Below are 13,977 nucleotides of genomic sequence, written 5' to 3' on the forward strand. Positions count from 1 at the left end.
GGTCAGGCGCCGGTCGCGGGCGCGTTTCCGGTGCCGCCGCGGCGACGACGACGGCGCCGCTGCGGCGCGGCCTTGCCGTCATGGTGCTCGGAGCCCTGGCCGTCGTGCGTGCCCGCACCTTCGGCGGTGCGATCCGTGGGCGCGGTGTCGGTGTTCGTCGCGGTCGGCGCCGCCGTCTCGGCGTCGCCGGCGAACGTGGCGCCTACCCGCTCCGCGTCCGATGCTCGGCGACGGCGACGGCGGCGACGCGTGCCGCTCTCGGAGGTGCCTTCGGCCGCCGCGTCGGCGGCGCGCTCGGGCTGGCGCGGCTTGCGAGCCGGCCTCTCCGCCGTCGGCGCGGTCACGATACGGCCCTTGGTCCCCGCGGGGATGTCGAGGTCCGCGTAGAGGTGGGGGCTGGAGGAGTAGGTCTCGATCGGCTCGGGCTGGCCGAACTCCAGCGCCCGGTTGATGAGCGCCCACTTGTGCAGGTCTTCCCAGTCGACGAAGGTGACAGCGATCCCGGTGCGACCGGCGCGGCCGGTGCGGCCGGCACGGTGCAGATAGGTCTTCTCCTCGTCCGGGATCGTGTGGTTGATCACGTGCGTCACGTCGTCGACGTCGATGCCGCGTGCGGCGACGTCGGTCGCGACCAGGACGTCCTTCTTGCCCGCCTTGAACGCTGCCATCGAGCGCTCACGCTGCTCCTGGCCCATATCGCCGTGCACGCCCCCGACGTTGAAGCCGCGATCGCTCAACTCGTCCACGAGCCGCTGCGCCGCGCGCTTGGTACGGGTGAAGATGACGGTCTTGCCTCTTCCCTCGGCCTGCAGGATGCGGGCGATGACCTCGTCCTTGTCGAGCGAGTGAGCCCGGTAGACGAGATGGCGGATGTTGGCCTGCGTGAGCCCTTCGTCGGGATCGTTGGCCCTGATGTGGATCGGGTTCGACATGAACCGGCGGGCCAAGGCCACGATCGGGCCCGGCATCGTCGCGCTGAACAGCTGGGTGTGGCGGACCGCGGGGACCTTCTGGAAGATCTTCTCGATATCGGCGAGGAAGCCGAGGTCGAGCATCTTGTCCGCCTCGTCGAGAACGACCTCCGTCGCGTTCGAGAGATCGAGGAGCCGTTGCCCTGCGAGATCGATCAGACGGCCGGGCGTGCCGACCACGATCTGCGCGCCGGCCTTGAGCTGCTCGATCTGACCTTCGTAGGCCTTGCCGCCGTAGATCGCGACGACGTGCGTGGAGCGCCCCGAGGTCAGCAGGTCCATGTCCTCGTACACCTGGACGGCGAGCTCGCGGGTGGGGACGACGATCAGCGCCTTGACACCAGGCGCCGGGTTCTGGCCGAGTCGTTGCACGACGGGGATTCCGAAGCCGAAGGTCTTGCCGGTGCCGGTCTTCGCCTGACCGATGATGTCCTGGCCGGGAAGCCCCAGCGGGATCGTCTGCTCCTGGATGGGGAAGGCATCCACGATGCCCTTCGACGCGAGAGCGTCGACGATGTCCTGATCGATGCCGAGATCGGCGAATGTCGTCACGTGTTCTGCAAGCCTGTCCGGCAGCCCCTCGCTAGGTCGGGGTCCGCCTCGAAAACGGATCCACGCCGTTTCTCGAAGCACAGGCGCGGGGCTCCGATCCCTCGCCGGAGCCTTTCCAGAGTACCCGAGGAGGCCGCGCCGGTGGTGAGGCCGCGCGGAGGCGAGCGCGGGGCGCAGTAGGCTGAGCGGGTGGTGAGGTGGTTCTGGCAGCGCAAGACGCCGCGGCGTTCGCTCGTCCTCCGCTCACGGGGGGATTTCGGCGACACCGCACGCGTCGACTTCGCCGAGCTCGCGCCCGACCTGAACACGTTCCTGGGCCAGGCCGCCTACCTGCAGCTCGGGTACTTCGAGACGCTCACCCGGCTCATCCGCGCGACTCCTGAGCTGGGAGAGAAGGAGGCGCTCTCACGTGCGGCCGGCGCGGCGCTGGAGAAGCATCGGGGCATCGTCGAGGTGATCCGGAGCCGGGGCGACGAGCCCACCGAGGTCATGCTGCCCTTCCGTGAGGAGCTCGACGCGTTCCGTCGCAAGACCATCGGCGTCCGCCCCCGCGAGACGCTTCTCGCGGTCTACCTCACCGCAGGCATGCTCGACGATTTCTATCTCGCGCTCGCGTCGGGCTACGGCAAGAGCGGAGACCGGGTGGCGGAGATCCTCGCGCGCGACGATGCGCGCGACGAGATCGTCGGCATCATCCAGGACACGATCACGAGCGATGAGGAATGGCGATCCCTGCTGTCGATGTGGGGTCGTCGGCTCGTGGGCGACACGCTGCTCGTCGCACGTACCGCGTTGCGGCGCCCGGAGCCGGGTGCGGCGGACGATGCGCGCGTGGAGCCTGTCTTCACTGAGCTCATGGGCGCGCATGCCCGGCGGATGGACGCGATGGGACTGGCGTCCTAGCAGAGGCTTCTCTCCGCGGTTCCGTCGCGCGCGACGAACCGGGTGCGTGAAGGAGACGTCTGGCGGTCTTCCGGCTCCTGCAGGGGCGCTCGCGACGGGGAGAAGGGACCAGCGGGACGCGGCTCAGATGCCCAGCGCGGCGCGCTGGGCGGCATCGGACCGGCGACGCATCGCGGTGAGCGTGACGGTGGCGGCGACGCTCGCCGCGACCCCGCCACCGATGGCGAGCAGCCAGAGCCAGAGGCTGTTCTCGCCGAGCCCGGACCATTGGCCGATCGTGTAGGCCACGGCAGCGACCGCCGTCGAGACCGCTGGCGCCACGGCGAGCCCGCGGAGACCGCGAGACGGCACGAGGAAGTGCACCGCGATGCCAAGGGCGCAGGCGGCGATGATCGCCAGCAGGATGTACATGGCCGACCGCTCAGGCGACGAAGCCCACCCGGCGGGACTCTTCGGTGCCGAGCTCCACGTAGCCGAGGTTGGCGGTGGGGACGATGTAGGAGTTTCCCTTGACATCGGAGAAGGTCACGTGGCTCGCGTTCTGGTCGAGCGCGGACGTGATCTGACCGCGGACCTCGTCGGCAGGAGTGCTGGTCTCGAAGCTCAGCTCGCGGCCGGTGTTGATGATGCCGATGCGGATTTCCACGGGTGCGCTCCTCGCAGGTCAGGACGGCGGTACAGACATCGACTCTAGCGCGGGCTGGCCGAGCCGGGCCGGCCCGAGGGGGCGTGGCCGCCCGTGTTCGCGGACAGCGATTGTCTGTCGCCGCGGCTAGCGTGGAGGGATGCCAGAGGACCCCCGTCAGAGCGACGTCGTCACCGCAGCGCCTGACGCCTCCGGCACCGTCATCGGGGCGCCGGGGACGGGCAAGACCCATGCGCTGATCGAGCGGGCGGCACGGCTGCTCACCACGGAGGACGAACCGCTCGGCGTCGATGAGGTGCTCGTCCTCACGCCCAATCGCCAGGCGGCGACCGCCCTGCGCGACCGACTCGGCGTGCGGATCGGCGTCGCCACGCCGGGACCATTGGCCCGTTCGCTGGGGTCCTTCGCCTTCCAGATCGTGCGGGGGACGATGGTGCATGCCGGGCTGGAGCCCCCCGCCCTCCTGACCGGCGCCGATCAGGATCGCCTCATCGCCGACCTTCTCGAGGCCGATCCGGACGAGGACAAGGCTGCCCGTGGCGACCAGATCCCCTGGCCGCCGGAGATCGGACCGGCCGTCCGGGCCTCGCGGACGTTCCGCTCGGAGCTGCGGTCGTTCCTCGCAGAATGCGTCGAGCGCGGGGCCACGCCCGAGGAGCTGCGTGCGACCGGACGACCCGCCTGGGTCGCCGCGGCCGCCTTCTCCGAGGAGTACCGGCGGGTGCTCGATCGGCTCCGCTCCGCGCACCGGGACGCGGCGGAGCTCCTCGCCGAGGCCGGTACGATCCTGCGCACGGCCCACGCCGCCCGGCTGGGACCCCTCGGACGCCTCAAGGCCGTCCTCGTCGACGATGCGCAGGAGCTCACGGTCGGCGGCGTCGCGATGGTGGCGGCTCTGCGTGCGCGGGGGGTCGCGGTCATGGCGTTCGGCGACCCCGACATCTCCTCGGGCGCTTTCCGCGGCGCGGGACCCGAGCTGTTCGCGCAGCTCACGGGCGTCCTCGGCGACGTGTACGTTCTCGACCGTCCTCATCGGCAGGACGAGGCTCTCGTCGCCCTCACTCGCACGGTCACCCAGGCGATCGGCGCCGCCGGGCGCGTGGAGCACCGGCGTGCTCCCTCGGCTCCGCATCTCTCGCCGTCCCCGATCGAGGAGGGCGCGCCTGCGGTCGAGGCCTTCCTCGCCCCGTCGCCGCACGAGGAGATCGACCGGATCGCGGCAGCGCTGCGGGAATGGCACGTCATGGCGGGGATCCCCTGGGAGCGGATGGCCGTGATCGCGCACGACACGCGCCAGGTGAGCGGGCTGGAGACCGAGCTGGCCGCACGTGAGGTGCCCACTCGCGCAGCGGGCGTCCAGCGTCCCCTGGGGAGCGAGGGCGTGGTCCGCGACATCATCGGCGTGCTCCGGCTCGCGCTCCTCCCCGTCGAGGAACGCGGAGCGGAGGAGCTCGCCGAAGCCCTGCGCACGCCGTTCGGTGGTCTGGACGGGGTGGGACTGAGGCGGCTGCGGGCGCGTCTGCGTCACCGCGAGCTCGAAGGAGGCGGATCGACGCCGGCGAGGGAGCTTCTTCGCCTGGCGCTCGCCGAACCGGGCCAGCTCACCCTGATCGACACTCCTGAGGCGAGGGTCGCCGACCGCTTCGGCACGATGCTGCGCGACGTGCACGAGGCGGCCGTGCGCGGGGAGACGGTCCACGACCTCCTGTGGCGGGTCTGGGACGCCGCCCGCGCCGTCGACGGCCGACGCCTCGCCGCTGCCTGGCAGGAGAGAGCCAGCGCGCCGGGCGGAGCGGAGACGGCGCGGGCGCTGGACGCCCTGGTCGCGCTCTTCGACGCGGCCAAGCGCACGGTCGAGCGGGGCGGCGAGAACCGGCCCAGGGCCTTCGCGGATGAGATCCTCGGCAGCGAGGTCCCGGAGGACTCGCTCTCCTCTCCCGAACGCCCGGGCGTGGTCACCCTGCTGACGCCTGCGACCGCCCTCGGGACCGAGTTCGACGCCGTGGTGGTCGCCGGGGTGCAGGACGGCGTGTGGCCCAACGTCCGACTCCGCGGCGGACTCCTCGGCTCCTGGCAGCTGGCGGAGGCGCTCGCGGCCGGACGCCGTGGGGAACCCGAGCATGAGCACAGCGCCCTCGACCGTCGTCGTGCCGCGCTGCATGACGAGCTCCGGCTCTTCGTCCGCGCGCTCTCCCGGGCCAGGCGCCGGCTGCTCGTGACTGCCGTGGACGATGACGAGAACGGCCCGAGCCCGTTCTTCGCCTTCCTCCCTCCGCCGACGCCGCCGGACGACGAGCGCGGTGCGCATCCGCTGACCCTGCGCGGTCTTGTCGCCCGTCACCGCCGGACTCTCACGACCTCCGCCGAAGCGACCGCGCGTGCAGAGGCGGCGGGGCAGCTGCGGCTCCTCGCGGAGGCAGGCGTCCCCGGTGCCGACCCCGTGGAGTGGTACGGCGGGCTCGCACCGTCGACGACGGCGCCCCTCCGAGACCTCGCGGCCGCCGGGGTTCGCGTGTCGCCGTCGCGGCTCGAGTCATATGAGGAATGCGGGCTGAACTGGGCCGTGACCGCTCTCGGCGGCGACACGGCCGTGCCGCCGTCCGCCGGGATCGGGACCATCGTGCACGAGGCCATGGAGAGGGTGCGCGACGGTGACCTCGAGGCGATGCGCGCCGTCCTCGCCGAGCACTGGCCGGAGCTCGACTTCGAGACGCCCTGGATCGCGCGCAAGGAGCGCCGGCGCGCCGAGCTGTACGTCGACCGCCTGCACGCCTATCTGAAGGCGGTGACGCGCGAAGGTGGCGAGGTGATCGCCGCCGAGACGGCGTTCCGTTTCGCGGTGGACATCGGGGGCGACGCCGAGGAGGAAGCGGAGGAGCGGCTCGCTGCCCACCCCGTCGACGAGCAGGACACCGCGGGCCAGGCGCTCGTGAGCGGCGTGATCGACCGGGTGGAGGTCTATCCTCCCGGCGCCGGGGAGCATGGTCCCGCGCGCGGCCAGAGGTGGGCGCCGATGGCGGGCGGAGGCGACGACCGCCGGGTGGTCGTGGTCGATCTGAAGACCGGCAAGTACGAGCCGGACACCGAGGCCGCGGTCGCCGAGCACGCCCAGCTCGCCGCCTATCAGGTCGCGGTAGAGCAGGGGCTCGTCGAGGGCGCCGATCCTGACGCGCTCGCCGGCGCGCGGCTGGTGATCGTGTCCAAGACGGTGGGGAAGAGCGACTACCGGATCGCGCATCAGCACGCGCTCGCCGACGAGGAGCGGGCGGCCTTCCTCCGCAGGGTCGCGGACGCCGGGCGAGGCATGGCCGCGAGCAGCTTCACCGCCCAGGTCGACGCGCACTGCGCGGACACGCAGGTGCGGGTCTCGCCGTGTCGCATCCACACCATCGGGGCGGTGAGCTCGTGACCGCCTGGGCAGACGGATTCGGCATCTGCGCGACCGATCTCGCCGCGGCACTCGGCCAGCCGCTTCCGACGGCGGCACAGCAGCGGGTGATCGAGGCTCCTCCTGAGCCGGCACTCGTCGTGGCCGGAGCCGGCAGCGGGAAGACCGAGACGATGGCCGCCAGGGTCGTCTGGCTGGTCGCGAACGGGCACGTCCGCCGAGACGAGGTGCTCGGCCTGACCTTCACTCGCAAGGCCGCGGGCGAGCTCGCCGAGCGCATCTCCGCACGTCTGGCGGTCGTGGACGAGTACGGGCGCCGCGGGCTCCTCCCTCATCTGCCCGAGCTGGTCGCCACCGGTGCTCTTCGTCGTGTGGACGAGGCGGCCCCGGGGCGTCAACGGGAGACGGTCCGCACCCACCTCCTCGACGAGCTCGCCGCAGCGCGGAGGACCGGCTGGGATCCGGCGGCTCCGCGTGGCGCCGAAGACCTGATGATCCGTCCGCGTGTCTCCACGTACAACGCGTTCGCGGATGCGATCGTGCGCGAGCACGCGCCCCGGATCGGGCGGGATCCGGAGGCGGCGATGCTCAGCCAGTCGGCCTCCTGGCTGCTGGCCAGGACCGTCGTCCTCCGCGCCGATCTCCCCGGCCTGGAGGAGATCGACCGCGCGCTGGGCGGCGTGATCGACGCGGTCCAGCGCGTGGCGGGGGAGGCGCTGGACCATCGGGCCGATCTCGACGAGATCGAGCGGATCGCGCTCGCCCAGGCCGCTGCGTTCGAGCCCTATCGGACGAACGCGGCGGTGGACGCCGCCGCGGTCAATCTCTCGGCGATGCCCGTGCTCGTCCGACTCGTTCGCGAGTACATCGCGGAGAAGGGGCGGCGAGGGGTGCTCGACTTCGCCGATCAGGTCGGTGGCGCGTTCGACATCGTCGAGTCGGCGCCCGACGTGCGAGCCGAGCTCCGTGAGCAGCACCGTGTCGTGCTGCTCGACGAGTATCAGGACACATCTGTCGTGCAGACGCGCTTCCTGTCCGCGTTGTTCCACGACGCGCCGGTCATGGCGGTCGGCGATCCTCACCAGTCGATATACGGCTGGCGGGGGGCGAGCGCCGACAACCTCTACGGCTTCGCACGGGAGTTCGCTCGTGAGCAGACGGCCCGCAGCTACAGTCTGATGACGAGCTGGCGCAACGACCGCCGGATCCTTGATGCGGCCAACGCGGTCCTGGCGCCGCTGCAGCGACCCGGGCTGGACGTCCCGCCGCTCGAGCCGCGGCCGGGGGCAGGAGACGGAGGCGTCGCCGCGCGGTTCCCGCTCACGGCGGATGAGGAGGCCGCGGAGGTCGCGGCCTGGTTCGTGGAGCGACGAGCTGCCCATCGCGCGGCGGACGGGAACGTGCGTCCCCACACCGGCGCGATCCTCTTCCGCTCCAAACGTCACATGCAGAGCTTCGCCAACGCCCTCGCCCATGCCGGGGTTCCGCACCGCATCCTCGGTCTCGGCGGTCTCCTGTCCACGCCCGAGGTCGTGGACGTGGTCTCGGTCCTGCGGGTGCTGCACGATCCGACCGCGGGATCTGCGCTCATCCGCCTGCTGGTCGGGCCGAGATTCGCCGTCGGCGTCGCCGACATGGCGGCGTTGCACGACCTCGCGACGACCCTCGCGCAGCGCGACGGCGCCCTCGTGCCGCTCCCGGACGAGGTGCGTCAGCGGCTGCGCTCCTCGCGGGGGGCGGACGAGGCGGTGTCGATCGTGGACGCCGTCGACTTCGTGCGGGGGACGCCGGACGACTATCGTCTGCTGGCGTCGATCACGCCGGAGGGGAGGTCGCGTCTGCGAGCGGCGGGGGAGATGCTGGAGCGGCTGCGGCGCGCGGCGGGCCAGCCGATCCCGGAGCTCGTCCGGCTCATCGAGCTGGAGCTGCGGCTGGACATCGAGCTCGCCGTGAACGAGACGCGAGGACCGGCGCGCGTCGCCATGACCCAGCTGCGGGCTTTCGGGGACGAGGTGCGGGCCTTCCTCGCCGCTGACGACCGAGGAACCCTCGGCAGCCTTCTCGCCTGGCTCGACAAGGCCGAGAGCACCGACGAGCTGATGCCTCGTCCCGAGCCCCCGGAGCCTGGGGTGGTCCAGCTGCTCACGATCCATGGCTCGAAGGGACTGGAGTGGGACGCGGTCGCAGTGGTGCGGCTCGTCGAGGACGAGCTGCCCGGGCGGATCGCCGACACCTCCGGCTGGTTCGGCTTCGGCGTGGTCCCCTTTCCCCTGCGCGGCGACAGCGATGCACTGCCGTCCTTCCGGTGGGATCCGGACGAGGCGATGGAGACAGCCGGCGCCGACCCGTCGAGGCGTCACAAGGCGGCGCTCGACTCCCTTGCGGCGGGCTACACGAAGGCCCATCCGGCGGGCGGAGCCCTGCGGCGGTTCAAGGACGCCTATCGCGACTATCAACGGCAGGAGGAACGCCGCCTCGCCTACGTGGCGGTGACCCGTGCACGCAGCGATCTCCTGCTCACGGGGTCGCACTGGGCCGGCCAGAAGAGGCCGCGCCGCCCGAGTCCGTTCCTGCAGGAGGCGATCGAGGCATGGGGGCTCCCGCCGATCGGCGAGACGGATCCCGATCAGAACCCCTACGAGGGCGCGGCTCTCACCGTCACGTGGCCGCTCGACCCGCTCGGTGCCCGCCGCGACGGGGTCGAGGCCGCGGCGGCGGCCGTCCGTGCCGCGGCGGAGACGGGCTCGCGGCCCGCACCGAGCCGCGAGCTGGAACGTCTGCTCGCCGAGCGCGCCGCACGCCTCCGCGGCATCGACGCCGACGCTCCGACGCGCGTGCCGGCGTCCCGGTTCAAGGACTACGTGAGCGATTTCCGTGGCACGGTGCGCTCCCTGGCCCGGCCCATGCCGGAGCGCCCCTACCGCCAGACCCGCCTGGGCACCCTGTTCCATGCGTGGGTCGAGCATCGGTCGGGACTCGTCGGGGCGGGGCCGGTGCTCGACGACGCGCTCTGGGAGGGGGAGGACGCGGAAGGCGTCGGCGCCGACGAGGGAGCTCAGGCCGACGCCGCGGACCTCGCCCGGCTCCGCGAGATCTTCGAGAGCTCCGAATGGGCGCCTCTCCAGCCCATCGCGGTGGAGACGGAGATCGACTTCACGCTGCCGCCGATCGAGGACGAGCCGGGACGGATCGTGATCTGCAAGCTGGACGCCGTGTACCGCCGGGAAGGGGGGCGCATCGAGATCGTGGACTGGAAGACGGGGCGCCCGCCCGCGACGGCATCCGAGCGCGAGGAGCGGATGCTGCAGCTCGCGCTCTACCGGCTGGCCTATCACCGGCGGTATGGGGTTCCGCTGACGGAGATCGACGTCGCGCTGTACTACGTGGCGGACGACCTCGTCATCCGCGGCGATCGGATCTACTCCGAGGAGGAGCTGGTCCAGCGCTGGAACGCTGCGCGGGCGGCACGCTGAGCTTCGGCCTCGTCCGCCGACGGGTCGTGCGTGTTACCGCGCGTGCCATCCGACCGGGGACGGGCATCGGGCTCGTCGAGAGCCGAGCGGGCGGCCGTGAGGGCGTCACTGAGGTCGCTCGTCGGCTCCTCATCCGCGGTCGCCGCTGTTCCTGCCCTGGCGGTCGCGGCATCGTCCATGGGGAGGTCGCCGTCCCGGAGCGTCCCGGGGGCGGCGTCCTCGGGGAAGGGGAGAGCACCGCGGGGGCCGAACGCGGCCGTGTCGTCGGCGATCACTCCTGCGAAGGTCCGCGGGTCGTAGGCGTCGGTCTGCATCGAGGTGTCGATGTCGGCGGGAGCATGCTCCGGGACGCTCTCGAGCGCTACCATCGCCTCGTCGACCCCCGCGCCGGGGCCAGGACGAGGCACCAGATCGTTGCGGACGCCGTCGGCGAGCGCGTCGAGCAGCTGCGCGGCGTCGTCGACGATGTCGTCTCGCCGGGTCTCGTGGCCATGGAGCAGCCATCGAGCGAACTCCAGCTCGGCGAGCATCCGCGAGCGCGCGCGAAGTGCCGGATCCGGGGCTCGCAGGGTGGTCGCCGCATACGCCCGAAGCACGTCCTCGGTGGCGTCCGGGGCGGATGCGAGCCAGGCGAGGTCGGTGGCGGGATCGCCGATCGAAAGCCCGTGCCAGCTGATCACGCCCGAGACCCGGGGGCCGAAGGCCTCGTCGTCCTCGTAGAGGAAAGAGGTGTCGGTGGCGCCCCCGAGGATCACGGTGGACTCGAACCGCCAGAGCTCGTCCGACTCGACCGCCTCACGCCAGCGGACCGTGAGACGGGCGGAGACTCGGCCGGTCGCCGCGGCGCGGTCGACGAGAGTCCGGACGTCCTCCCGGATCTGTACGGGGGAGCGGTCGGAGAGCCCTGCGCTGCGCACGATGGACATCGGCAGCGCGTGGATGCGTGCGATCGCGGCTCCTGCCGCCTCGGCGGTGCCACGTCCGGCAGGGATGTTCCCGGCCTCCACCTGGAAGCCCGGGACCAGCGACGTCACCAGGGCCGGCTGATCGCCGACACGGGTCTGTCCGAGCAGATCGGGGGCGAGGAAAGGGAGCAGCTCTCTCGCACCGGGGGTCAGCGCGCGGAGGGCGAGGGCCTCCGCGGAGAGCTCCGCCGCGGTCTCGTCGTCGCGGGAGACGCGGATCGTCGCTTCGCGGCCGTCGGCCAGGGTCGCCACCGCGGAGTCGAACCGGGCGTCACCGCCGGAGGTGAGCGCGCGGGCGCCGACGACCTCGGCTCCGGGCACGGCAGCCGTGACCGCCGCGGCTAGAGTGAAGGGAGTGCGAGCCATGCCACCAGGTTAGGTCGGTGGCGCCGTCCGCCCGGCCGCGCCACGCCTGAGACGGCCACGCCCGCGAGAGAGGGAGCGGATGATCGCGAGGGAAGGAATCCTGGATCGCGTCGGAGGCGAACGGGAGCTTCCCGGGATCGTCGACCGGCTGCGCGAGCAGGAGGACACGCGTGTCCTCCTCGTGCATCGCGGTCGTGCCGTCGTCGACGAGGCCGGGGTGCTCCGTCTCCTCACCGTCGTCGAGGCGCAGTCGTCGTCCACCGGCGACGCGGACGGGATCCGATGGGCGCTGATCGGACGCCGCGCGGATCGGTCCCCGGTGCTCCTCGCCGCGCTTCCCTCGAACGCCGAGCCTCCGGGGGATGAGCGGTGGGGCGGCATCCGCGAGATCGCCGCGATGTTGCCTGACGAGGACGCCGAGATCCTCGTCACCGGAATGGCCCTGGCCGGCTGGCTTCTGGAAGCGATGTTCTGTCCGATCTGCGGCGCGGAGGCCGAGGTGCGTCAGGCCGGGTGGTCGCGGCACTGCGCCTCCTGCGTGCGCGATCTCTTCCCCCGCACCGATCCCGCCGTGATCGTAGCGGTCGAGAGCGCGGACGGCGAGCGACTGCTGCTCGGCGCGAACGCGGCTTGGGCAGGGCGCGTGCACTCGTGCTTCGCCGGCTTCGTCGAGGCGGGGGAGTCCCTCGAGACGACGGTGCATCGCGAGATCGGCGAGGAGGCCGGGGTGAGGCTGCGTGACGTGCGATACCGCGGGTCGCAGCCGTGGCCGTTCCCGCGATCGCTGATGATCGGCTTCCGGGCGACGGCGATCGACGAGGAAGAGGCACACGGAGACGGCGAGGAGATCGTCGCCGTGCGCTGGCTCACGCGTGCCGAGATCGGGTCGGCACTCACCGGCGACGGCCCTGTCGCCCTCCCCGGTCCTGCGTCGATCGCGCGCGCCCTCATCGAGGACTGGCACCGGGAGCGCGTATGAGCGCCCTCGACGGGCTCGACGCCCGGCAACGCGAGGCCGCATCCGTCCTGCGCGGACCTGTGGCCGTGCTCGCGGGTGCGGGGACCGGGAAGACCAGGGTCATCACCCACCGGATCGCGCACGGCGTGGAGACGGGGGCATATTCGCCGGCACGGGTGATGGCGGTGACCTTCACAGCCAAAGCCGCCGGGGAGCTGCGTGGCCGGCTGCGGGCGCTTGGGGTGGAGGGCGTGGCCGCGCGCACCTTCCACGCCGCCGCGCTGTCGCAGCTCAACTTCTTCTGGCCGCAGCTGGCAGGGAATCCCGCGCCGAGGATCGTCGACAACAAGGTCCGGCTTCTCGCCCAGGCCGCCGACACCCTCCGGATCCGACCCGACACGGCGACCCTCCGCGACGTCGCCGCCGAGATCGAATGGCGCAAGGTGTCGATGCTCTCGATCGAGGAGGCGGCCGCACGCGGCCGCGCGGTCGGTCGGCTCGACCCCCAGGCTCTCGCGGACATCGCCCGTGCGTACGAGGCGTTGAAGGACGAGCGCCATCAGCTCGACTTCGAGGACGTGCTGCTTGCCTGCGCGGGGATGCTCGAGACGGAGGCAAGGGTCGCTGCGGCCGTGCGCGAGCAGTACCGCCACTTCACGGTGGACGAGTTCCAGGACGTCTCGCCGCTCCAGAACCGTCTGCTGGAGCTCTGGCTCGGCGAGCGGCGAGACCTCTGCGTCGTCGGGGACGCGTCACAGACGATCTACTCGTTCGCCGGAGCCGACCAGCGTTTTCTCCTCGATTTCGAGAGGACCTACCCGGACGCGACCGTCGTTCGGCTGGAGACGAACTACCGCTCGGCCGAACCGGTGCTCGCTGCGGCGAACGCGCTCATGCGCGGGCGTCCTGGCGCACTGGAGCTGGTGCCCGCGCGTGCCTACCCGCAGGCCGAGCCTCCCACCGTGACCGCCTTCGATCTGGACACGGACGAGGCGGCGGGTGTGGCCGCGTCGATCTCGCGGCGGCTGGCCGAAGGGGTGCAGGCGCAGGACGTCGCGGTGCTCTACCGCGCGCATTCGCAGTCCGCGCTGATCCTGCAGGCCCTCGCGGTGCGGGGGATCGCGGCGACGGTGCTCGGGGGGAAGCGCTTCTTCGACATGCCGGAGGTCCGCCAGGCCGTCCTCGCGCTTCGCGGCGCGGCCGTGGCCCCGACGGATCGGGGCTTCCTCCCCGCGGTGCGCGACGTGCTTCGCGGTCTCGGCTTCACGGATGACCCGCCCGAGGCCGGCGGTGCCCTCCGCGACGGATGGGAGGCGCGCAGGGCGTTGCTGCAGCTCGCCGAGGACGCGGGACCCGGGATGACGCTCCGCACCTTCAGCGACGCGCTGCTGGCCAGAGCGAAGGATCAGCACGAGCCGGCGATGCAGACCGTCACGCTGTCGACGCTGCACGCCGCCAAGGGGCTGGAATGGCCACACGTGTATCTGGCCGGATGGTCGGAGGGTCTGCTGCCGATCTCCTACGCCACCGGCCTCGATGCGGTCGACGAGGAGCGGAGGCTTGCCTATGTCGGGATCACGCGGGCCGCGCGAACGTTGGCAGTGAGCTGGTCGCGGGAATCGGCGCGTGCGGAACGGCGAGCGTCGCGGTTCCTGGGAGAGATCGGCAACGGCATTCTGCGTGAAAGCGCACCGAGCGCGAGGCGCGCCGCCCCTCCGCGGTGATCCGGACGATCCGAGACGATCCGAGCCGGAT

9 protein-coding genes are annotated in these 13,977 nt (G+C 72.0%); 5 read left to right on the plus strand and 4 right to left on the minus strand.

All coding sequences use genetic code 11. The features are described 5' to 3' along the window. Positions 1-2: 2 nt before the first annotated feature. Positions 3-1,523: a DEAD/DEAH box helicase gene (locus ACP15J_RS08620; RefSeq protein WP_424936595.1), complete on the minus strand. Its 1,521-nt coding sequence runs from the start codon at positions 1,521-1,523 to the stop codon at positions 3-5. Between the two features lie 189 nt (positions 1,524-1,712). On the opposite strand from ACP15J_RS08620, the gene ACP15J_RS08625 reads away from it, so the two are divergent. Further along, positions 1,713-2,426 (plus strand): ferritin-like fold-containing protein, encoded by a 714-nt coding sequence (locus ACP15J_RS08625; RefSeq protein ID WP_424936596.1) that lies wholly within the window; start codon positions 1,713-1,715, stop codon positions 2,424-2,426. A gap of 123 nt (positions 2,427-2,549) precedes the next feature. On the opposite strand, the gene ACP15J_RS08630 is transcribed toward ACP15J_RS08625, so the two are convergent. Next, on the minus strand, positions 2,550-2,837 hold the full coding sequence (locus ACP15J_RS08630) for a hypothetical protein (protein WP_424936597.1): 288 nt from the start codon (positions 2,835-2,837) through the stop codon (positions 2,550-2,552). A gap of 10 nt (positions 2,838-2,847) precedes the next feature. Further along, on the minus strand, positions 2,848-3,072 hold the full coding sequence (locus tag ACP15J_RS08635) for a DUF3107 domain-containing protein (RefSeq protein WP_424936598.1): 225 nt from the start codon (positions 3,070-3,072) through the stop codon (positions 2,848-2,850). A gap of 139 nt (positions 3,073-3,211) precedes the next feature. Between ACP15J_RS08635 and ACP15J_RS08640 the strand changes: the two genes are divergently transcribed. Beyond that, positions 3,212-6,481 (plus strand): ATP-dependent helicase, encoded by a 3,270-nt coding sequence (locus ACP15J_RS08640; protein ID WP_424936599.1) that lies wholly within the window; start codon positions 3,212-3,214, stop codon positions 6,479-6,481. After that, positions 6,478-9,933, plus strand: a complete 3,456-nt coding sequence (locus tag ACP15J_RS08645; protein ID WP_424980923.1) for a UvrD-helicase domain-containing protein — start codon at positions 6,478-6,480, stop codon at positions 9,931-9,933. The genes ACP15J_RS08640 and ACP15J_RS08645 overlap by 4 nt, the downstream gene beginning before the upstream one ends. On the opposite strand, the gene ACP15J_RS08650 is transcribed toward ACP15J_RS08645, so the two are convergent. Continuing rightward, positions 9,879-11,264 (minus strand): phosphotransferase, encoded by a 1,386-nt coding sequence (locus ACP15J_RS08650; protein ID WP_424936601.1) that lies wholly within the window; start codon positions 11,262-11,264, stop codon positions 9,879-9,881. The two genes, ACP15J_RS08645 and ACP15J_RS08650, sit on opposite strands and share 55 nt — an antisense overlap. A gap of 79 nt (positions 11,265-11,343) precedes the next feature. Between ACP15J_RS08650 and nudC the strand changes: the two genes are divergently transcribed. Both nudC and ACP15J_RS08660 read left to right on the plus strand, forming a co-directional pair. Next, complete coding sequence (gene nudC / locus ACP15J_RS08655) at positions 11,344-12,243, plus strand: NAD(+) diphosphatase (protein WP_424936602.1); 900 nt, start codon at positions 11,344-11,346, stop codon at positions 12,241-12,243. After that, entirely contained in the window at positions 12,240-13,946 is a 1,707-nt protein-coding gene (locus ACP15J_RS08660; protein ID WP_424936603.1) for an ATP-dependent helicase, read from the plus strand. The genes nudC and ACP15J_RS08660 overlap by 4 nt, the downstream gene beginning before the upstream one ends. The last annotated feature ends 31 nt before the right edge of the window (positions 13,947-13,977 follow it).

It is taken from the genome of Microbacterium sp. S308A+ (genome assembly GCF_049800815.1).
GTDB lineage: Bacteria > Actinomycetota > Actinomycetes > Actinomycetales > Microbacteriaceae > Microbacterium.

Bases quoted from the DNA above. Each gene is read 5' to 3' on its own strand.
- ACP15J_RS08650 (WP_424936601.1), bottom strand. From the start codon at position 11,264: ATGGCTCGCACTCCCTTCACTCTAGCCGCGGCGGTCACGGCTGCCGTG.
- ACP15J_RS08640 (WP_424936599.1), top strand. From the start codon at position 3,212: ATGCCAGAGGACCCCCGTCAGAGCGACGTCGTCACCGCAGCGCCTGAC.
- ACP15J_RS08630 (WP_424936597.1), bottom strand. From the start codon at position 2,837: ATGTACATCCTGCTGGCGATCATCGCCGCCTGCGCCCTTGGCATCGCG.
- nudC (WP_424936602.1), top strand. From the start codon at position 11,344: ATGATCGCGAGGGAAGGAATCCTGGATCGCGTCGGAGGCGAACGGGAG.
- ACP15J_RS08660 (WP_424936603.1), top strand. From the start codon at position 12,240: ATGAGCGCCCTCGACGGGCTCGACGCCCGGCAACGCGAGGCCGCATCC.